The sequence below is a fragment of the Paenibacillus sp. 1SOY10 genome, assembly GCF_056836745.1.
Window position 1 is genome coordinate 91586 of the sequence record NZ_JBXENK010000009.1, and the last position, 19346, is coordinate 110931.

The 19346-nt window shown below is 43.6% G+C and carries 17 protein-coding genes and 2 pseudogenes; 4 read left to right on the forward strand and 15 right to left on the reverse strand.

All coding sequences use genetic code 11. From position 1 onward, the window contains the following. Positions 1–45: 45 nt before the first annotated feature. The 7 genes and pseudogenes from lysS to AC1VOR_RS18485 form a co-directional block, all read right to left on the reverse strand. A complete protein-coding gene (lysS, locus tag AC1VOR_RS18455) occupies positions 46–1524 on the reverse strand; it encodes a lysine--tRNA ligase (RefSeq protein WP_482619961.1) in 1479 nt (492 codons plus the stop codon). Positions 1525–1694: 170 nt separating this feature from the next. Further along, a complete protein-coding gene (locus AC1VOR_RS18460; RefSeq protein WP_482619963.1) occupies positions 1695–2834 on the reverse strand; it encodes a hypothetical protein in 1140 nt (379 codons plus the stop codon). After that, positions 2831–3991, reverse strand: coding sequence for an alanine racemase (alr, locus tag AC1VOR_RS18465; RefSeq protein WP_482619965.1), 1161 nt, complete (start codon positions 3989–3991; stop codon positions 2831–2833). Before alr ends, AC1VOR_RS18460 begins: the two co-directional genes overlap by 4 nt. 231 nt (positions 3992–4222) lie before the next feature. Beyond that, the gene (locus AC1VOR_RS18470) at positions 4223–4732 is read right to left on the reverse strand and encodes a dCTP deaminase (RefSeq protein WP_482619966.1); all 510 of its coding nucleotides are present in this window, start codon (positions 4730–4732) and stop codon (positions 4223–4225) included. A gap of 11 nt (positions 4733–4743) precedes the next feature. Next, complete coding sequence (dcd, locus tag AC1VOR_RS18475; RefSeq protein WP_482619968.1) at positions 4744–5277, reverse strand: dCTP deaminase; 534 nt, start codon at positions 5275–5277, stop codon at positions 4744–4746. 70 nt (positions 5278–5347) lie between these two features. Continuing rightward, the gene (locus AC1VOR_RS18480; protein WP_482619969.1) at positions 5348–6169 is read right to left on the reverse strand and encodes a class I SAM-dependent methyltransferase; all 822 of its coding nucleotides are present in this window, start codon (positions 6167–6169) and stop codon (positions 5348–5350) included. Between the two features lie 52 nt (positions 6170–6221). Then, positions 6222–7556 (reverse strand): annotated as a pseudogene (locus AC1VOR_RS18485) (IS110 family RNA-guided transposase). Between the two features lie 738 nt (positions 7557–8294). Here AC1VOR_RS18485 and AC1VOR_RS18490 point away from each other — a divergent pair. Further along, a pseudogene (locus tag AC1VOR_RS18490) lies at positions 8295–8690 on the forward strand (transposase); the annotation flags it as partial. Between the two features lie 180 nt (positions 8691–8870). Here the strand turns inward: AC1VOR_RS18490 and rlmD are convergent. Further along, on the reverse strand, positions 8871–10430 hold the full coding sequence (gene rlmD, locus AC1VOR_RS18495) for a 23S rRNA (uracil(1939)-C(5))-methyltransferase RlmD (protein WP_482619971.1): 1560 nt from the start codon (positions 10428–10430) through the stop codon (positions 8871–8873). Between the two features lie 190 nt (positions 10431–10620). Between rlmD and AC1VOR_RS18500 the strand changes: the two genes are divergently transcribed. Then, positions 10621–11436, forward strand: a complete 816-nt coding sequence (locus tag AC1VOR_RS18500) for a MerR family transcriptional regulator (protein ID WP_482619973.1) — start codon at positions 10621–10623, stop codon at positions 11434–11436. 90 nt (positions 11437–11526) lie between these two features. Beyond that, complete coding sequence (locus AC1VOR_RS18505; RefSeq protein ID WP_482619974.1) at positions 11527–12003, forward strand: SAM-dependent methyltransferase; 477 nt, start codon at positions 11527–11529, stop codon at positions 12001–12003. Between the two features lie 306 nt (positions 12004–12309). Here the strand turns inward: AC1VOR_RS18505 and AC1VOR_RS18510 are convergent, their stop codons facing one another. Genes AC1VOR_RS18510 through AC1VOR_RS18520 form a run of 3 tightly spaced genes read right to left on the reverse strand, consistent with a single transcriptional unit; the run spans position 12310 to position 14360 of the window. After that, the gene (locus AC1VOR_RS18510) at positions 12310–13191 is read right to left on the reverse strand and encodes a diacylglycerol kinase (RefSeq protein ID WP_482619976.1); all 882 of its coding nucleotides are present in this window, start codon (positions 13189–13191) and stop codon (positions 12310–12312) included. A gap of 21 nt (positions 13192–13212) precedes the next feature. Continuing rightward, positions 13213–14055 (reverse strand): sirohydrochlorin chelatase, encoded by an 843-nt coding sequence (locus tag AC1VOR_RS18515; RefSeq protein WP_482620117.1) that lies wholly within the window; start codon positions 14053–14055, stop codon positions 13213–13215. Between the two features lie 14 nt (positions 14056–14069). Then, the gene (locus AC1VOR_RS18520) at positions 14070–14360 is read right to left on the reverse strand and encodes a YerC/YecD family TrpR-related protein (protein ID WP_059051787.1); all 291 of its coding nucleotides are present in this window, start codon (positions 14358–14360) and stop codon (positions 14070–14072) included. A gap of 216 nt (positions 14361–14576) precedes the next feature. On the opposite strand from AC1VOR_RS18520, the gene AC1VOR_RS18525 reads away from it, so the two are divergent. Continuing rightward, positions 14577–15098 (forward strand): hypothetical protein, encoded by a 522-nt coding sequence (locus AC1VOR_RS18525; RefSeq protein WP_482619978.1) that lies wholly within the window; start codon positions 14577–14579, stop codon positions 15096–15098. Between the two features lie 90 nt (positions 15099–15188). Here the strand turns inward: AC1VOR_RS18525 and AC1VOR_RS18530 are convergent, their stop codons facing one another. The 4 genes from AC1VOR_RS18530 to AC1VOR_RS18545 form a co-directional block, all read right to left on the reverse strand. Further along, complete coding sequence (locus tag AC1VOR_RS18530) at positions 15189–16178, reverse strand: inorganic phosphate transporter (RefSeq protein ID WP_059050651.1); 990 nt, start codon at positions 16176–16178, stop codon at positions 15189–15191. Positions 16179–16259: 81 nt separating this feature from the next. Further along, on the reverse strand, positions 16260–16874 hold the full coding sequence (locus tag AC1VOR_RS18535; protein WP_059050649.1) for a DUF47 domain-containing protein: 615 nt from the start codon (positions 16872–16874) through the stop codon (positions 16260–16262). Positions 16875–17068: 194 nt separating this feature from the next. Further along, positions 17069–18136, reverse strand: a complete 1068-nt coding sequence (locus AC1VOR_RS18540; RefSeq protein ID WP_482619981.1) for a DUF3048 domain-containing protein — start codon at positions 18134–18136, stop codon at positions 17069–17071. A gap of 399 nt (positions 18137–18535) precedes the next feature. Next, positions 18536–19324, reverse strand: a complete 789-nt coding sequence (locus AC1VOR_RS18545) for a DODA-type extradiol aromatic ring-opening family dioxygenase (protein WP_482619982.1) — start codon at positions 19322–19324, stop codon at positions 18536–18538. Positions 19325–19346 lie beyond the last annotated feature (22 nt).

A 19346-nucleotide genomic window follows, 5' to 3' on the forward strand; every position in this document is an offset into this window, starting at 1 on the left:
CATGTCACTTGAACAGGAGTGGGCTAATTCACACTACTTAAGGCTCTATCTTAACTGTGGAAAAAACACTACATCTCTTAGCGTAGGTTGATTAGTCATAATAGCAACTAACCTATCAATGCCTAATCCCACTCCTGACATTGGTGGCATACCATGTTCCATAGAAGTTAAAAAAGTTTCGTCGGTGACCATCGCCTCATCGTCACCTTGGATTCGGTTTTGCGCTTGTTCAAGAAAAGTATCTCTTTGAATGATAGGATCTACTAATTCAGAGTAGGATTTCACTATTTCCCAACCGGCAACTACAATCTGGAACATATCAATAATGTCATTGTTTAAATCATTTCTTCTAGCAAGTGGAATTAAACTAGCTGGATAATTATATAAAATAGTAGGTTGAATCAGATGCGGTCTAATCTTACGTTTATATAAAAGATCTATCAAGGCTGGAACTGAGTTGACTTTGTTTAAGTCTTCAACTTCCAATAATTCATATTTACAGATAACTTGTCTTAATTCTTTATAATCAGTAAAATTCAAAATATCTTCCCCAAGTACTTTATTCAACTCTTCACAAAAATCTAATTTATCCCAATCACCTTGAATATTAATTACATTTCCTTTATAAACCATTTGTTCTTGGCCCAAAGTATTAAATAATTCCTTTAACAGAGAAGTTGTAAACTCTATGTTATCTTTGTAGTCCCAATAAGCAGCATACCATTCTAACATGGTAAACTCTTGTAAATGGGAAGCATCCATACCCTCATTTCTGAAGTTTTTCCCTATTTCAAACACTCTGTCAAATCCGGCTGCAATTATCTGTTTTAAGAATAATTCAGGAGCTATCCTCAAGTAAAATTCTTTATCTAATGTATTGTGTTTAGTTACAAACGGTTTTGCAACAGCACCTGAAGCCACCGATTGTAAGATAGGTGTTTCGACTTCAATAAAACTATGCTTATTTAAATATTGACGAATAAAAGAAATTATTTTCGATCGTGAAATAAAAGTATTCCTTGCATCTTCATTAGAAATCAAATCAAGATATCTTTGTCTAAATCTTGCCTCAACATTCTCGAGACCATGCCATTTTTCAGGAAGAGGTCTAATAGCTTTACTTAGTAATTTGAATGTTTTAACTCTAATGGTTTTCTCTTTTGTTTTAGTATAATAAACTTCCCCCTTCACCCCAATAAAATCAGCAACATCTATGTATTTTTTTAGAAAATCAAACTCTTCTTCCCCTAAATCGGTTAATAAAAAACTTACTTGCATTTTACCCTCAACATCCTGAAGTTGCATGAAAGTTAGCTTGCCGAAATTACGTTTTGCTACAATACGTCCACATATTGATGCTTTCTCACCTTCATTTAACTGGATCGCTTCTTTTAAGAGTACTGTTCTCTGAAACGATGATTCAAAGGGCTTTTTACCTTCATGTTTAAGACTCTCCAATTTTCCAAGTCTAATAGAAACTTCAGAAGTTGAATCATCGAAAGATGCATTATTATTAATTGTCATTATTATTCCCTCCAAGTTAATATTTGTTAATTACTTTTACCATATATAACATATTAAAATATAGTGGCTAATATTTCATTATTTGAAAAAGATACTTGAGGTTGTCTTTATAGATAACGAGTACACAAAAAATAAACCCTCACGAACTATGAAACCGTGATAGATATAACTTATTTCTCGAACCAGATTGCAGACTCGTTACACAAGATACTTTTCTCTATGGTTTTTTGGGCTAGTAAACTGAAATAGTATTTTTTTTTCTTCTTGCTTTTGATTTCGTAATTTCTCAGGAACTTTAGTGACCAGAGGGAAGATTTTAAAAAGTCAAAAATAATATCAGTAATTTTATCCTTATCCCACATATCATTTGTGCTTAATAATTCTTTAAGCAACTCTTTAAATAAAGTCTCACTAATATCGGACAGAAATATCAAGCATTTCAGTGCAACAATATAATTATTAAGTGCAGTTTTTATATTTATAGTTAGGTTCTCTAGATTTGTTTCATGAATAATTTCAATGATAGTAACCATGCTATCTATAAGTTTAATAGTATCGTTATTTTCATTAATAAACTGCCTAATGAAATCATTACAATAGAAAGAAGAATATACTTTATTACTAAATCCATATATCGCTTGAATCAAAACTTCAAGAGATCCGCCAAATTCTAGACCAATCGGGTTATTTGTCTGAGTATCATAAATAAAACTAACGTTACCAAAATTACATCGAGTCTCTCCCAATATTTCCCAATATGTTCCAATTGCCCTGAGGCCTGATAGACCATATTTCCATATATAGAATTTATCATCTAATTCAGTTGGTTTAATAGATATATTCTGATTCTCTAAAAAATGTAATGTTGAACTATCAATGATATTCATAGCGGATAATATACTTGGTATAGTAACGATAATATGTATAGATGCAGGTATCCATCTTCTCAAAAAAGAACCTTGAAGTTGTAAGCTATTATTGTAATCTATTTCCAAACATTTAAAGCTTGTTTTCTTGAATCCACCTAACATATACAAAGAACTCGTGAATTTTAAATACTTTTCATTGTGACTTTCAAGGAACGAGTTCGTTCTTAAGCTTTTCTGAACAGTGCAATAATCAATTAGTGGCTCTTTTAATATTATTTTTTTTTTGAAAATACAAATCGTACAAGTGGTAAATGATAAAGTGGGATCAAACTTAATCCTTACCGGCAGTTCTTTCTCAACGAAATACCCTTTGTTAGAATAGAACTGAATATAATCGTCAATAATTGATTTTCTAACCGAGGTCAATTCTTGAAAGTTCATTGTATCACCTCTTGGTTAGATGGACATTGTGCATTGTCAATTGCAATTACTCTACCACTTCTTGTATAAACACGAGGTAATCGATAACTCAAAGATGTTAGAATTATGTTACGATTAGTATTAAACCATTGAGAAAACCTCAATAAAGATATACTCTCACCTAGTAATGTAACTTGGTCGCCAATTTCAACACTATCAATATCTGTCACATCAATCATCATAAAATCCATACATACAAGTCCAGCTATAGTTACCTCTTGACCTTTTAGCAGCACTTTAGCTTCGCTTGAGTATTTAGAAGGATATCCGTCCCCATACCCTACAGGCAGTGTAGCAATGCGTGAATGACGTGTTACAGTATAGACTGAGTCGTACCCTACACTTTCTCCCTTTCTTATGTTTTGAATTTGAACTATTCTTGTTTTTAAACATAAAGTTTCTTGGCCCCTGAAAGTACTTTCCAATGGCCAGTTCCCATATATCAATGCGCCGACTCTTACTCTGTTATATCTCCATTGGGGATATTTCAACAGCCCTATTGAGTCACATAAGTGTACTTCGGGGATATAACCCCCTAATTTCTTCAAGGAGTTATATACCATCATCAACAATTCATTTTGTGCTGCATCTTTAGATCTACTGGTAAAACTTAAATGAGAATAGATACTCTTTACTTTTACATTTGAAAAGTTACTTATTTTCATGATCTCTTCTATAGAATCCTTATTCGGTAGGAATCCGAATCTATGCAGACCAGTATCAATTTTGACATGTATGTCAATTGTTTGAAATTTTACTTTTGCAAGATCATTTATTTTTTTCGATTGGTTAATTGATGTGACAGTTAGACTAATTTTATTATCTATAGCAGCTACAATTTCGCTCTCTTCAAATACTACACCTAATACTAATATTTCACCTTCTATTCCTAATTTTCTCAGCCCTATTCCCTCTTCAAGATGACTAACTGCAAAACTTGTAGCACCATCTTCTTGTAATTTTTGTGCAATTTGTGCAGCTCCCAGTCCATAAGCGTTACTCTTAATAACACAGGTAATTTTGGTGCTTTCATCCATCATTTCTCTTAAATGCCTATAGTTATCAATTAGTTTATCTAAATCAACTTCTATCCATGTTCTAAAAGAAGAATCTAACACCTCAAATCACCCAATTCTTTGATAAAATTCAATCATCTAATTTAGTTCCAGTACCCAATATTCTGATAAAGGCGATTGATGAATGTATCTTATTTTTCCATGATTATTATACTTGACAGTATCATAACTTAAACGAGTAATGAAGCAATTCGAATTTGCCAACTTCTCTTATTCTCCCTTGTGTGCACAAGATCATAATCTTTTTTAGAGATTTACTTACAATCCTTTTCCTCAGGCCATTTGTAGAGTATGCAAAGATTGTGTAGGTTCATTATGCCTTGCATAATACCCTTTATACGGATCTATTTCCCCATAATTTTGCCAAAAAGAAACTTGTCCGATTATCATTCCGGGATAAAGACGTATAGGCTTAGTAGCAAGGATCTCTAAAGTCCACTGATGTTGTGATGTTGTATGCCCTAAATTAGCAGATAACTGTAAAAACAAACCTAGTCTTCCCATCGAACTTCTTCCAATCAACGACATGGCATATTTTTTACTGCCAATCACTTCAAGAGTATGGCCTAAACACATTTTTCCCGGTTGAATTACAATACCATCTTTTTCAAATTTAATATTTTCGAATATATGGTTACCATTATTACTACCTAAATAACATTTTAACTCTGAACCAAGTCTATAATTGTAACTATTTGGATTTAACTGAGAAGGATTAAACGGAGAAATATATATTTCACCTTGCTCAATCTCATTCTTTATTTCATTACCAGTTAATATCATGAAATCACCTCCTAGATATCCTGTTGAATGTAGTCAAGATATGTTTTAGAGGGAAGAGGACTCATTCCACCTGTGTACTTTCCTTTATACAAGTGCGTTATTTCTCCTTTTGGAACCCAAAAACTAACCTGTGCAATTTGCATACCTTTATATATCTTTACCGGAAGGGTGGCATATAATTGAAGTGTTGATTGACCGTATGAACCGATATCAATTAGATCTGCAGTGATATGTACAAAAAGTCCCATTCTAGCAATACCTGATTTATTATGAATAATGGGTACAAAATGATCTCCCCCAATTTTTTCACGAGTAGCTGCTAATAAAAAATCCCCTTGATTCAAGTCGAGTCCTTCATCAGGAATTTTAGTATATTTATATTCAGGTTTCTTTTTAGGATCTAAGATTTCCGAAGTATAAACCAATATATCTTCAGCTAAGTGAAGATCATATGAGTTTGTTGTTATGTTATCACTGTAAAATGGATCAATTTTAATTTTCCCTGCAGTATACTGAACAAAAATTTCGTTACCTGTTAAAATCATTTGCCTCCCCCTTAGATTAATTATTTAAATCTTCTAGCCAGAAAGAGTTAGATTTCTTTGAGGTTACAACCTAAAACAACTCTACAAAGCGCTTAGGATATATATTTTTTCTATATCTAAAAACTAATACAGAATAGTTTTGATATTTTCTCAGTTTATTACTTGTTTTCCTTATTTCATACAATCTATTATATAGTTCACTATATACTTCGTCACTATCTATACCTCTCAGTTTACACGCTGTCTCAATAGTGCTGTGACAATAATGTCTTAACTCATCTTCAGCCTCAAGATATAGGTGGTTCCTTTCTTCATATAGAACTTCTAGTCCGCTATATGTCTCCATAACTTCTTGGTATGGTATTACGGTTGGAGTAATGCCAAAGACTTTTTTACTAGTTTCTATTAATTCATTTGGCACATTATTAATTGCATAGAACGGAGAAGTAAGAATATATCCCTCATCTTCGAGAAGAGACAAACATTTAGCGAGCATTTTCTTTTGATCTGGAAAAAAGCCTAGTGCAGCTCCTAAGACAATGTGTGTAAATTTTTCATTGCTAATAAATCCATACCCGTCAGCTTGCAGATATTCCAGACGAAGATTTGGTGCATACAATTGATGATTCATCTTGGCAGCTTCAACTGATTCTGTACACAAATCAAAACCAATCGCTTTACAATTAGATAGTTGAGCTAGTTCTCTACTTGAAAATCCTGTTGTACAAGCTACCTCTAATAAATTTGATTTGCTTGTTAATTTAGAAAAACATGCCCATTTAGATAAAGTTGAATAGGAACCTGGTGGAACGTTCCATTGGTTAATGAAAGAAATAAACTGTGTATATGTCAGCTTAGAAATGTCGTTTAATACTGAATTATTGTTCACCATAGCACTCGCTCCCACTATAAAGTAATGTTTTCGCCTGTTTTCTCGCCCATTCTCAAGATTTCAACTTTGACAGTTTAAGAGATGCTGGTGGAGAATGTATTCTGCACCACGATTTCTGTAAGAGCGTAGGCGGGAAAGGGGCGATTACATTGATTGCATTGTAATCTCTCTGTTTTTGTCCTCAGCGTACGCAGGACTCGAATCAGTTTTCCACATAAAAGCGATGATCAATTGTTTCTTCTTAATCGGATTCTGGCTTCGCGTCGTGTAATGCCTGTGCAGAAGCCTCAAACGCTTCGTTCTTCGCCACCATCGGTATGACCGCTCCGAACAGTAACTCCCGTAGACCAACCGCCCTCGTTTGCTAATCCCCATCTCGCCCTTCCGTTTGCCCGAACTGTTTTCTTTGAGATTCTGACCGACCAGACGGATAATTTGTTGACCATGATCGTAGTTGTTCAGATCTCCGACTTCAGCCAAAAATCAGGCCACGGTGATCACCCCAACTCCCGGCACAGTCTGTATTTCTGCTGCTCCCGGAATACCTTCCACGATCGCCATCACTTTCATCGTCTTCAACTGCTCATTGAACAGATCGTATTGCCCTAGAAGCGTATTCAACTCTATTAGAGCCGCCTCCACTCCTTCGGTCAGTCCGATGGAGAATGCAGCGGCGGCACAAAGCGATTCCGCCGCTTGATTCCCACACCACGCTTCACCTCCGTCTTCCAATGAGCTAGGACGTCTCTAGCCCCCTTGGCAACGATGTCAGCTGATTGCGCGAATGCTCGCATCGTCTAAGCGATGCCTTGCCTCCCAGACCTTGAAGACGCTAGCGTACTCAGGGAAAAACCGATCGAACCAATTGCCAAAGCGACCTTTTACTTGCGTCAGACCATCCGACACTTTTCACGCAGGTACATCAGGATGCGCAGCTCCGCGTATTCCTTCGTCGGCAGTTCCGGCTCGGAGTACTTTTCCGTTTCGAATGAGATCCGCGATGACCTTAGCGTCTTTGTAGTCGCTTTTCTTTGGTGAATTATCCCCAAGCTCTTTGGTCTTGTTGACACGATGCGGATTCACGACAACAACCTGAATGCCTTGCTCTTATAGATATGCCGCTAACAGGAACCAGTATTGTCCGGTAGGCTAGGTGCCAAACACGATGTCTGTCTTGTCATAAGTTTGACCGATCTCCTTCATCCACGTTTCCAGTTTCGTTAGTCCTTCCTGATCGTTATGGAATACTCAATCCTTCCCAAGCTCGATACCGCGCAAATCCACTGCTCGAGCTACGTGAATCTTCTTCGAAATATCTGGGACCGACAACCAGTGTCGATTTGGTAATTCGTGTTATCCGTTGATTTTGCTTTTGTTTCAACTTAATACTTCATGGTGAGCGCCTCTTTCGTTTTGGGATTTCTTCTTGCTCGAACGGTTCCCAGTATAACAAGAGGCGCTTTTTGTTTTCAAAGGGCAAATTACTTCATTACAGGAATGGCTCCTTAGAACAATAGTCAAATAAGTAGATCCTGGTTGTTAAAAAAATCTTCGAGGTTTTTTCTTTTTTTGAGTTCTAGAAAGTAATCGTTTCCAAGTTTGTTCACCTACTTATAAATTAGTATTTTCCATTCACACCTATTATATTTTTTTCATAAATAATGTAATTGACGCCAGTAAAATTGTATCATTACTTTATTCAAGCATATATGCCTCATTTTTCAGTTTTGGTACCAAAATTTCGGTTACCCAATAATAATATTGGTTAAGCTTGGTCAGTTTTGCATCGACAATGGCGTGAGCTAAAACAACGAAATATTAAAGTGTTTAACGAAGGAGCAATCTAATTGGGTTGTCTACTATTACTATTATTGTCGAGGATCCAAAGTCAAATTTGGTATGACTCAAGACGTGATGAAGGTTGGAATTAGTAACAAATTAGGGAAGTACAATGCTTATTGCGTTCTGACACGTCGAGTGAGATGGCAATGGATTATGATAGAGAATATACTTTCAACCGCCATTTAGAATTTGATTTAATGCGTTAAAAGAAAGAGGAGCGCTGGGTTGTTTTTATTGAACTATTCAATCCTAATCTAAATATTGAGCCAAAAGGGTCTGTAAAATAAACTGTGTAAACTCTCCAATCAATGACAACGATTTGAAAACGTTGGCGGATGTTCAGTCTGCCCTTAAAGAGTTGTTCGCTGACACGTTGCAAGAGATGCTGGAGGCGGAGCTTGACCATGAACTTGGCTATGCGAAGCACGATGTATCGAATAATTAGACCACCAACAGCCGCAACGGGAAGAGCAAGAAGACGATCACCAGCGAGTATGGTGAGCAGGAGATTCGTGTTCCTCGCGACCGTAACGGTGAATTTGAACCGATGATCGTGAAGCATCAGTCGAACGTAACTGGCATCGAGGACCAAATTATCGCCATGTACGCCAAGGGTGTAAGCACCCGCGACATTCAAGATCTTCTCTCCGATCTGTATGGGATCGAAGTGTCCCCGACGAACGTGCTCTGTCAGCAAGCAATGACATCTAATCCACTCTGTACGCCGATCAATCCTCCAGTGGACATATTCCTGCGGGTAACAAAAAGGGACTTCAGAGCCACCGATTCCAGCCCGTAAACCACAAAATCCCTTACCTAGAAGGCTTTTAGGCTTTTAGGCTTTTAGGCTTTTAGGCTTTTAGGCTTTTAGGCTTTTACTCTCTACCCGTGACATCCATACGATGCACTCAACGTGCGTCGTATGCGGGAACATATCCACCGGAGTCACCTCGACGGTGGTATACCCGCCGTCCTCCAGCACGCGCAAGTCCCGGGCCAGGGTAGCCGGGTTGCAGCTCACGTACACGACGCGCTGGGGCTTCATCTCCAGAATGGTGTCCAGCAGGCGTGGGTCGCAGCCCTTGCGCGGGGGATCGACGACGATGACGTCGGCGGTGATGCCTTGCTCCTTCCAGGCCGGGATGACATCCTCTGAAGCTCCCACTTCAAAGGTCACATGGCTCATCCCGTTCAACTCGGCGTTGACGCGGGCGTCCTCGATGGCTTCTTTGACGATTTCCACGCCGTACACGCGTTTGGCATGCTGCGCCAGAAAGAGAGAGATCGTCCCGATGCCGCAGTACGCGTCAATGACGGTTTCTTGACCCGTGAGCCCGGCGTATTCTACCGTTTTCCCATATAATACTTCGGTCTGAACGGGATTCACTTGAAAAAAAGATCGCGCGGAAATAGCAAATTTCACATCACCAATGTAATCGTAGATGACCTCCCGGCCCCATAATACACGGGTAACCTCGCCGAAAATCACATTCGTCTGCCGTGTGTTAATGTTCTGACAGATGCTCACCACTTGCGGCAACTCCCGGCGAATCGACGCGATCCATTCTGATTCCTGCGGAATATCCTTGCTGTTGGTCACCAGAACAATCATCATCTCGTCCGTACGGAAGCCCACTCGGACCACCACATGACGAAGCAGGCCCCGGCCCGTTTCTTCATCATAAGTGCTGATTCCCAATCGGCGCGCAATGTCCTTCACCGTTCGCACCATCTCATCATTGCTTTCGTGCTGGATGAGGCACTGCTCCATATCCACGATGCGGTGGCTGCCGCGAGCGTAGAAGCCGCCGATGAATTCACCGTTCACTTCCCCAACAGGAACCTGTGCCTTATTGCGATAACGCCAAGGCTCGGCCATCCCCAGTGTGGGCAGAACCGTAACAGGCGTTGTTTCCTGCGAGCTAGCAGCCGCTCCACTACCACCTGCTACATGCAGCTTGCCGATCCGCTCCAGCGCATCAATCACATGCTGCCGCTTCCAGGTCAGCTGCGCTTCATAGCTTAAATGCTGCAACTGGCAGCCCCCGCATTTATCGTAAATCGCACAGGGCGCGTCCACTCGGTCCGCGCTTGGCTCAAGCAGCTCCAACAACTTGGCGTAGCCATATTGCTTTTTGGTCTTTAGGACCTTCACTTTGGCCGCTTCCCCCGGCAAAGCTCCCGGCACGAACAAGGTGTACCCCTCGGCTCGGCCCACGCCTTCTCCATCGTGGTTCATCCCGATCATCTCTACGACCACTTCATCATTCTTAGAGACAGGCAAGCCAGCAATCACCTCATCATTTGTCGCACGACGATCCCTTCGACCGGTTCTTCCACCTTCTCTTCCTCTTCCGTTCTTCATCGAACCAACTCCACTCTTACCACCAGAGAGTCCACTTTTCTGCTGCTTCCTCATAACTTGCTCCTTCTATGTTCAATCAAACTCGATTGGTACAAAATTTAAATTACTCCAGACTAACTAAACTAGCTTACACTAAGCCATTCACCATTATAGCCTATCCTAATTATATAGTAACTCATCTTGTCGCATTTTGATTTGTAGTTTGGAATTATCCGCAATATACTCCTATATAGAGGTGATGAGCATGTTCAAAATAGGCGAGTTCTCCAAACTCACACAAGTATCCATCCGCATGCTGAGATATTACGATGAGACAGGTCTGTTAAAGCCAGCAGAGACAGACCCGTTCACCAAATATAGACTATATTCCACGGAACAAATTCCAGTTTTGAATCAAATTATCTTTTTACGCAATCTGGGTTTTAATGTATCTGAAATTACCATTGCTCTCAGCCGATGGAATGATGGTTTCATTACAGAACAACTAGAAAAAAAACAGCTGGAAATCGAAAATGCAATTAGGGTAGAACAAGCAAAGCTGGCTAACATTGAATTAGCCAAAAAGGATATTGAACTGAATAGAATCAAGATCAACTACAATGTGTCCCTCAAGTCCGTTCCCAGTTATCATGTGCTCTCCTTGAGACGAACAGTCCCCAATTATTATGCAGAAGGGGAGCTGTGGGGAGAATTGACCGCCTTTGCGGAGCAACAGGGGGTTCCTATTTTGAATAAACCTTTTACCATATATCACGATATGGACTATAGAGAAACAGATGTTGATATGGAGATATGTGCACCTGTAGCCCAGACTGGGGAAAATATGTATGGTTTTGTCTACCGACATACTGAGCCTATCCCTATAATGGCCTGTACTATGGTCTATGGGTCTTTTGAGAATATTGCAAGTGCCTATGTTTCCTTTGCTAAGTGGTTGGAGGAGCATCATCAATATCAGATGTTGGGGCAGAGTAGGCAAATTGTTCATCGGGGACCATGGAATGAGGAAGGCCCTGACAAGTATTTAATTGAAATTCAAATACCACTAGGTCAGAGATAGTTGTATTCCTCTATCCTGTTGACTCTCACATGATGTGAGGGGCTATGCTTCATTTGAAGCTAAAATACAAACGCGATGGAGGATACGCCAATGCAAAATTTTCAAGTTACCCCGATTGGGAGAATCACTGTCAATGAAGAAAGTGTACTTATTAAGTTAGATTTGAAGTACATTCCAGCCCTGCAAGCATTAGAGGGATTTAGCCATTTGAACGTTATTTGGTGGTTTAGCGATTTTGACACGGAAGAGATGAGGAATACTCTTGAAGTGCCACAACCGTATAAACAAGCTCCTGCCGTTATGGGCATATTTGCTACAAGATCGCCGATTCGCCCAAATCCAATTGCTCTGACTGCAGTACAAATTATAAATATTGATTATGAAAAAGGAGTTATTCAAATTCCTTATATGGATGCCAACGACGGAACGCCAATTCTTGATATCAAACCATATACACCAAGTCTGGACAAAGTCGATACTCCTACTGTTCCGAAGTGGTGTAGTCATTGGCCAACAAGCCTTGAACAGTCTGCCAGCTTTAATTGGGAGAACGAGTTTAACTTCTAGTTAATCATTATTATCTATATAAGTTGAACTTATGTTTAACGCAAAGAAGCAGACGAGAAAATGTTCTTACGATCGCTGTTGCTCACAAATTTCTTTTATTTAGTACATTCTTATAAAGGTAGAAATTCATTCACAAAGGCGAACGCTCCGCTTCTTCAGAATCATTTTTCTCGCTTGCTTGTTATGCCTTTTCTTTAGTTCAACTTATCTAAATTAAGTGGTCACTCACGCATTTAGAGCCTTCCCGTGGCCCGTGCAAGCACAGCAATGGGAAGGCTCTTCACGCGTAGATACTTCTCGTACCATCTAAGCAAAAATATGCAAATGCTGCGGCAGCACCTCGAACACGCCGGGAAGCTCGCCGCCGAGCTCGCCGTCCAGGTTGAGTTGTACTTGCCCAGGGGAGGTCACCGCCATCCGCGGTGTCTTGAAATAGGCCACATGCGGATCATCCAGATGATCGCCGCGCAGGGCTAGTGACACCAGGCGGATAAACTCCGCCAGATTGCATTTCTTCACGGCAATGACATCGAGCAGCCCATCATCGATACGCGCGTCAGGTGCCAGCTTCTCGAAGCCGCCCACCGAATTGCTGTTAGCGATCAGGAACAGCATGAACTCACCCTCGACGATATCGTAGCCCTCCGCATCGATGATCAATTGCGTTGGCGACAGGCTCACCATCTTCTCGACGCCCTTCACATAATAAGCCAACTGTCCAATCAACGTCTTCAGCTTGCTTGGCACCTCGTACGTCAATTCAGTCAGCGTACCGCCACCCGCAATATTAATGAAATGGCGGCCATTAACCCTACCGATGTCAATGGGTCTCGTTTTATTCTCGATGACCAGGTCGCAATAATCCTCCCAACGCCGGGATATCCCCATGGCGCGGGCAAAATCGTTGGTCGTCCCCATAGGAAATACGCCCAATGGAGGCAAGGTATTAAGCCCCGCCATGCCGTTGACGACCTCATTCAGTGTGCCGTCTCCGCCGGCAGCGATGATGATGTCGTAGCCGCGCTCCACGGCCCAGGCCGCTTCCCGCGTCGCATCGCCCTCTCCGGTCGTTGCATGGCACGAAGTCTCGATGCCGTGACGGTCCAGCCGCTCCAGCACATCCGGCAGCAAACGCCGAATTTCCTCTCTTCCCGAGGTTGGATTATAGATCAGCCTAGCTCTCTTCATAAGGTCAACGCCACCTGATTATCATAATGTGAACAACTTCATTATATTCAATATTTGCTGTGACATCCAGCGAGCAAGCAATGGATGGGGCAACAAGGACTCCCCGACATAGCGGTATCCCTTAAGCCCTTCCAGCCTGCCCGGAATCGTTCTCTTCGTAAAATAACCCGTGCTCAGGAACAGCGGTGCCACCAGCACTTCCATGTCCCGCTCCTCCGTCCAGTAACGAACCTTCTCGCCAAGCGTGTCGGGAGACAGAAATGCTACATCGGTAGCCGCGAGGCCGCTAAGCTGTCCGGTCCGTGCAGCCAGAGAGGTCATTCCCAGCTCCCAGCGCCGCAAAAATTCGGTATAACGGCTGCCATGGCCCACCAGGAGCAGCACTTCCCGTTCAGCCTTGACCGATAATGCCTTGATCTTATCCCACACCATCTCTGCAACCAGAGGATGATCATCTATAGGATCACCAAAAAGCACCCGAGCCGAAACCCGAAGCCGCTTCATTTCGGTGTCCTTCTCCGGCGCCGCCTTCAACCCAAGGGCATAGGCGATTTCATCAATATGTGTACTGCCTGAGGACACAAAGAAAGGTATGACGATCATGTCCGTCACCCCTTGCGCCTCCAGCCAGTTGATTCCATCCTGAATAAGCCGCCCCGGAACCAATTCCAGATAGGAACTGTAAGTCGGAAGGTTCGCAGGCAAATAACCCATGGCAGCCTCTACTGCTTCATCCACAAGGGCCACCCAATGCTCGTCCGCTGAGCCGTGGCTAATCACCAACACGCCCGGCTTACGAAGAACACCCAGGCCGGAAGAGACATCTCCCTCTTCCGGCCTGAGATGTGGCTTGTCAGGCACCATATCTGTCACCGCGCTTAACGGCCCAGACGGTCCAGTGCCATTTTGTATCCATCGTTGCCATAATTGAGGCAACGTTTCACCCGCGAAATCGTGGCCGTACTAGCTCCCGTCTCCGCTTCAATCTGGTTGTAAGTATTGCCCTTGCCAAGCATCCGCGCTACCTCCAGACGCTGGGACAGAGACTGAATTTCGTTCACCGTGCAGAGATCGTCAAAAAAGATATAGCATTCCTCGATGTCCTTCAACGTTAAGATGGCCTCAAATAATTGATCGATCGACTTGTCGTTTAATTTTTTCAGTTGCACTCCATAATCATCCCCTACAATTACTGTAACCCCATCCTCATTGTACCTGAGGGGCATACACCTTTTCAAGCATTAACGGTTTCACGCATCACAGAAAGAACGCCCAAAATCCGCAAACGCCCACCACAACCGGGACATTCGTCCATACGCCAAGTCCGCCCGGCACATACAGTATAGTGATAGAATCGCCCAATTATAAAAAAGGAAAGTGATATTATGCCACAACATTACGATCCACGGCAAAGCCAACTGCCCCCGTCTTATCCATACAGCGATTACTACCCGGGGCTAGGCCCTTATGAGATCAAGGCCCAATCTTCATCGCTCATGCCCTTCTCTCCCCCGTCACAGGGACCTACACCCGTAAGTCCCGTCACGCCCAAGCCGGCGTCATCCGGTGGCGGCCTATCCATCCCAAGCATGAGCGATTTGAAAGGAATGGTGGACCGCCTGGGGGGAATCGACGGGATTCTAGACAAGGTAGGTCAGGTTCAGAAGGTCATGCAAACCGTGCAGCAATTCGCTCCCATGGCGAAGCTGTTCACCGCCTTCCTGCCTGGCGGCAAGAGCGGCTCGGCCGGTAGTCTGGAAGAGTACAGACCCCGGCGCCGCAAGTCCGGCAAGCGTAAGAAGAGCAATTCCGGATCTGGCTCTGGTAGCCGCAAGCGCAGTACATCCGGCAAGAAGGGGTCCTCAGGCTCAGGCAAGTCCAGTAAAACAGGCAAGCGCCGCCGTTAATTCGGCGGCGTTGCTGCTTGGCCTTAGACAAGTCTGCCGACAATTCAAAAAAGCCAATCTCCAAAGATTGGCTTTCTACGCTGCATTACCCTAGAACAACAATTTATAAATTCCTCCGGCCATCAGGAACACAATTGGAATCGTAATGACCCAAGCAATGACAATTCGCCCCGCCATTGACCAACGTACAGCGGAGAAGCGTTTGGCAGAGCCGACGCCCAGAATTGCCGATGTAATCGCATGCGTAGTGCTGACCGGCAAGTGAAACAGCGTAGCTCCAAAGATAACAGATGCCGCTGAGATATCCGAAGCAAAACCGTTAATCGGTTCAATCTTGAATATCTTGGTACCCATTGTCTTGATAATTTTCCAGCCGCCGATCGACGTTCCTAGCGCCATCGCCGTAGCTGCCGAAAGCTTAACCCACAGCGGGACTTCCATATGATCCTGGAATCCGGCCGTAACCAAAGCAAACGTGATAATTCCCATCGCCTTCTGCGCATCATTCGTACCATGCGTGAAGCTCTGCAAGGCAGCCGTCAGGATTTGCATCGAACGGAAGCCCTTGTTGACCGTATGGGGACTACGACGTGCGAAGATCCATTTCAGGATCATCATCACGATGAAGCCAAGTCCAAAGGCCAGCAGTGGGGAGAAGATCAATCCTTCAATAATCGTTTTGAATCCGCTCCAGTTCAACTTCTCAGATCCGGCACCGACATACACCGCACCTGCCAGGGAGCCAATCAAGGCATGTGACGAAGATGAAGGAATCCCGAACCACCAGGTAATCAGATTCCATATAATCGCCGACAGCAACGTAGCGACAAGTATCTCCAGGCCGTTATCCAGCTTCGCGGGGTCAGCCACGCTTCCACCAATCGTCTTGGCAACGCCGGTGAACATAATCGCGCCCAAGAAGTTCATGACAGCCGCCATCATAATTGCTGTTCGCGGCTTCAATGCACGCGTCGACACTGAGGTCGCTATGGCATTTGCCGTATCATGAAAGCCGTTGATGAAGTCAAACGCCAGCGCCAAAAAGATAACGATTAAAATAATCAGTAAACTCGTATCCATAGCTTTTTTGCACAGATGGCTATCTCTCTATGTGAATCCGCGCAATTCCAACCTCCCGGGAATCGAATGTAATGAAAGTTCTTAAGAATTACGCATGATGATGGATTCCAGCATGTTAGCCACTTTCTCGCATGCGTCCGTCGTCGTTTCAAGCCGCTCATAGATTTCTTTCTTCTTGATCAGCTCAATCGGATCGGTAACCTTCATAAACAATTCCTTGATGCAAATACGCAACAATTCATCGCCCTGATTCTCCAAGTCGTTCAAACGAATCGTATACTCGCGGATCGCCAGCAGCTTCTTCTGGGACAGCAAATGAACGGCCTTCTGAATTTCATAAGCCGATGTACGCAAAATTTCAGCAAAACGGGCAATATATTCATCCGGTTCCGTCAAATGATACATGAAGAACCGCGACGTCGTGGCCTCAAGCCCGTCAATCACATCATCCAGCGCCGTAATCAAATGCATGATGTCATCGCGCTCAATCGGTGTGATGAAAGTTTTGTTCAATTCTACGATGATCGTATGGGTATACTCATCGCACTGGGATTCGAATTCCTTCATTCGCTTGGCGAAGGCTTCAACATCCTTGAATTCCGCTACCTGCTGCGCAAAATAATCAGCCGAATGCACGATGGCATCCGCCATGTTCTCTAACGTTTGGAAGAAAATATCTTTCTTTCTTACTCGCATCAGGATCCCCCCTTTTCTCGGTATAGGCTATTTTCTGAAAGAAATTTTACATAGCCCTGATTATCTTATCACAACCTTTTAACACATGGTTAATAATGTCGCAAACATTTCACCGAAATTCGAGGGAAAGCCCTTTCAGGATTCCATAGTTATCCTTTTATATCCATAAAATCTCATTTTCCTTGTTTTTTCGTTTACTCTGCCTTTACATGACTGTCGAAATCCGGCGCATTCGGCACGATATGGATATAGGTTTGTCCGGGAACCATCGGCACTTCCTGATTGTCCTTAACGAACCTTATGATGTCATTGTCCTCCCGAATCCACCGGGCGCGAACCACATGTCCTTGCTGGAACAGTACCGCCTCGCCTCCCAAGGTCAGCCCCACCTGTAAACGTCCGATATCGTCAAGCACCCGATGATCCGCCCCCATCACAACTACGTTCGCGGCAGTGAGCTGCTCTCCACTTTCCAGATCATTATGTGGCTTCTCGTTAATTGACCGTTTATACACGCCGGTAGCCGCGTCAAATTCATAGCCGACCCGGTAGCTGTCCAATTGGAACTTAATTTCTACCGTGCTCGCTTTCTCTAGCGTGCTGGGACCTTCGTTTTCCGGATAAAAAACATAACCTAACGTACGTTCCGCTTCGGTCTCGTAGCCACGTTTTGATGTCCCTTCCAGCAAGGTTTCCACATTAGAGTACAGGTTATGCGGAGCCTTCCGGGACTTGTCCCGCCAGAAGTAAGAGCCCGCGTTCGAAATTTCGTCCAAATCATCCTTGCGTTTGGCCTGCAGGATAGCATAGGCATCATTGCTTGCACCCGCATGCACCGTCACCGCATGATAGCTCTCGCCCAAGTCGATCATATAAGGACGAATGCTACGAATGGGGCCGATCTTGGCGTTGTCGGTTTTGCTTTGGTACAAGGACACCAGGCGGGTCACCCCTCCCTCAGCCAGTACCTCGTACACTACATCCGCGTCGATTAAGCCTGATTGTGGACGGGCCGCCGGAGCATTGTTGATCATAATGGCCAGCGGTCTCCGGGTGATCGGTTCCTCTGAGGGCATGCCTGTCAGTGGGGCAATATAGGCAGGAGCCGGGGGCTCCACAATTTCTTCAGATTCATCCGCTTCAATCACCGGAGGGGGCGTAATTCCCTCTGCAGGGGAAGCCGCTTGACCTGCGTCTCCACAGGCAGATAACAAGATCAAGCTGGACATCAGTAATATGGAAATAACCTTCGAAAATTTCAAAATACAATTCCTCCGTTATCCCTGGATTTTCTAATATTAGTGTTTATAGTGCGTGTTCAAAAAGTTAGGTTTTTAGTACCAAGAAGGTTGGATGAAGCTAGGGGCTGAGTAGCGGAGCGTACGTAGTGGGTACGTGAGCAACTGAAATGTTTCTGTAAGAAACATACTACGGAAGCCTATGCTTAGCCCGGCTGAATTCAAGATTCGATGTCGAATTCACTTCGTGAACCGCTTCGTAATCAAAAGATGACTTTTTGAACTACCTATAGTATACGTTGAATAACCTAAATCAGGGAAGACAAAGACCCAGAGGTTCACCAGACCTCCATATAAAAACACAAAAGCGCAGAGCCCGCTAATGCAGGTTCTGCGCTTATTTAGCAAGCTTGTAGGGAGCGATTATTCGCCACCAAACCGCCAGCAATTCAAACTTAAGCTGCCAAATTGATAATCCTGGAACAGCTTGACTGCCCGGCGTTCATCATCCGCTGCGCCCATGGCGTAGAGTAAGGGTACAAAATGCTCCTTCCCATAAGAGGGAACCGCCATCCGCACATGCGGGGCCTTCCGGTCATAGTCGAATAATTGATGCAAATTCCAGCTTTGCAGTTGGTCTCCAACCCAATCGTCGAATTCCACTGCCCAATCGACTGGCTCCTCTGCCGTGCTGTCGAGCATGCGTAAATTGTGTACCAGCCCGCCGCTGGCAATCACCAGAATGTTACGGTGCCTTAATTCGGATAGCATTTTACCGATAGCATATTGTTCCTCTGGCGTCCGCTTGGCATCTACGGACAAGGCGATGACTGGAATGCCCGCTTCCGGGAACATCAGCCGCAAGACAACCCAGGCTCCGTGATCAAGTCCTCTTCCCTCTGAACGTTTGTAAGGCAAATTGTGGGCCTGAAATATGGCTCCCACTTCTTCGCTCAGCTCCGGGCTGCCCGGTGCGGGATAATCAATCGTATACATTTCATCCGGAAATCCGTAATAATCATGCATCGTCGTATGCTGCGCATCCGACGTTAGCCATTGGACCGGTGAGTCCCAATGAGCCGTGAACACCACGATGGCTCTGGGTGGCTTCAGCGTCTCCTGCCCCAATTGCCGGAGAAATTCCGTATAAGCATTTTGTTCAATAGCTAAAGTAGGTGATCCATGTGCGATAAACAATGCAGGCTGAGACATCACTCTCAAACCTCCCTACACC

What these genes read in the sequence shown, in the direction of transcription:
- AC1VOR_RS18470 (WP_482619966.1), bottom strand. Translation starts at nt 4,732, where the DNA reads ATGATATTAACTGGTAATGAAATAAAGAATGAGATTGAGCAAGGTGAA.
- AC1VOR_RS18505 (WP_482619974.1), top strand. Translation starts at nt 11,527, where the DNA reads ATGCAAAATTTTCAAGTTACCCCGATTGGGAGAATCACTGTCAATGAA.
- AC1VOR_RS18460 (WP_482619963.1), bottom strand. Translation starts at nt 2,834, where the DNA reads ATGAACTTTCAAGAATTGACCTCGGTTAGAAAATCAATTATTGACGAT.
- AC1VOR_RS18515 (WP_482620117.1), bottom strand. Translation starts at nt 14,055, where the DNA reads ATGGTGCCTGACAAGCCACATCTCAGGCCGGAAGAGGGAGATGTCTCT.
- AC1VOR_RS18510 (WP_482619976.1), bottom strand. Translation starts at nt 13,191, where the DNA reads ATGAAGAGAGCTAGGCTGATCTATAATCCAACCTCGGGAAGAGAGGAA.
- AC1VOR_RS18545 (WP_482619982.1), bottom strand. Translation starts at nt 19,324, where the DNA reads ATGTCTCAGCCTGCATTGTTTATCGCACATGGATCACCTACTTTAGCT.
- AC1VOR_RS18530 (WP_059050651.1), bottom strand. Translation starts at nt 16,178, where the DNA reads ATGGATACGAGTTTACTGATTATTTTAATCGTTATCTTTTTGGCGCTG.
- rlmD (WP_482619971.1), bottom strand. Translation starts at nt 10,430, where the DNA reads ATGAGGAAGCAGCAGAAAAGTGGACTCTCTGGTGGTAAGAGTGGAGTT.
- AC1VOR_RS18480 (WP_482619969.1), bottom strand. Translation starts at nt 6,169, where the DNA reads ATGGTGAACAATAATTCAGTATTAAACGACATTTCTAAGCTGACATAT.
- AC1VOR_RS18535 (WP_059050649.1), bottom strand. Translation starts at nt 16,874, where the DNA reads ATGCGAGTAAGAAAGAAAGATATTTTCTTCCAAACGTTAGAGAACATG.
- lysS (WP_482619961.1), bottom strand. Translation starts at nt 1,524, where the DNA reads ATGACAATTAATAATAATGCATCTTTCGATGATTCAACTTCTGAAGTT.
- AC1VOR_RS18525 (WP_482619978.1), top strand. Translation starts at nt 14,577, where the DNA reads ATGCCACAACATTACGATCCACGGCAAAGCCAACTGCCCCCGTCTTAT.
- dcd (WP_482619968.1), bottom strand. Translation starts at nt 5,277, where the DNA reads ATGATTTTAACAGGTAACGAAATTTTTGTTCAGTATACTGCAGGGAAA.
- AC1VOR_RS18500 (WP_482619973.1), top strand. Translation starts at nt 10,621, where the DNA reads ATGTTCAAAATAGGCGAGTTCTCCAAACTCACACAAGTATCCATCCGC.